General features: G+C 52.2%; 1 protein-coding gene. It reads left to right on the top strand.

Annotated elements, in window-relative coordinates:
- Positions 1-102: 102 nt before the first annotated feature.
- The coding region (locus E1189_RS01135; protein WP_155158279.1) for a hypothetical protein at positions 103-578 on the top strand (476 nt) is incomplete at its 3' end.

The raw sequence follows: 578 nt of genomic DNA, 5'->3' as shown, positions 1-578 counted from the left end.
CAATTAAAAGCCAGATGTCTGTTTCTTCTTAACAATTTTGATGGATGTATTGAGTTTATTAACTCTCTTTCAAAGGGCTTGCAGAACAACAAAGGATTGATAATGGCAAAAGGCAGGGCTTTACAGGCGAGAGGCCATTTAATGGAAGCTTTACCACTCTTTAAACACCTTTATGAAAAATACTCAACCTCTCCTAATGATGAAAAAACCAATGGGCTGGCACTGGGCAGACATCACCAGCTCATGGGGGGCACGGAAAACCTGAGAACAGCTCAGGGCATCTTTACCCGGCTGCGCACTCAGGCGGCCGGGGGGCAGGTGAATACCCCTTGTAGTGACAGGGAGATCGAACTGGCTCTGGGCAGACTGCTTCAGGTCATGGGGGGCACAGAAAACCTGGAAGCAGCCCTGGAGATTTTTACCCGGCTGCGCACCCAGGCGGCCGGGTGGCAGCCGAATACCCCCAGTAATGACAGGGAGATCGAATTGGCTCTGGGCAGACTGCTTCAGGTCATGGGGGGATCCGATAACCTGAGAGCAGCTCAGGACATCTATACCCGGCTGCGCACCCTGGCGGC

It is taken from the genome of Parendozoicomonas verongulae, assembly GCF_009711465.1.
Classification (GTDB): Bacteria; Pseudomonadota; Gammaproteobacteria; order Pseudomonadales; family Endozoicomonadaceae; genus Sansalvadorimonas; species Sansalvadorimonas verongulae.
This window is presented reverse-complemented; position numbering and strand designations above follow the sequence as displayed.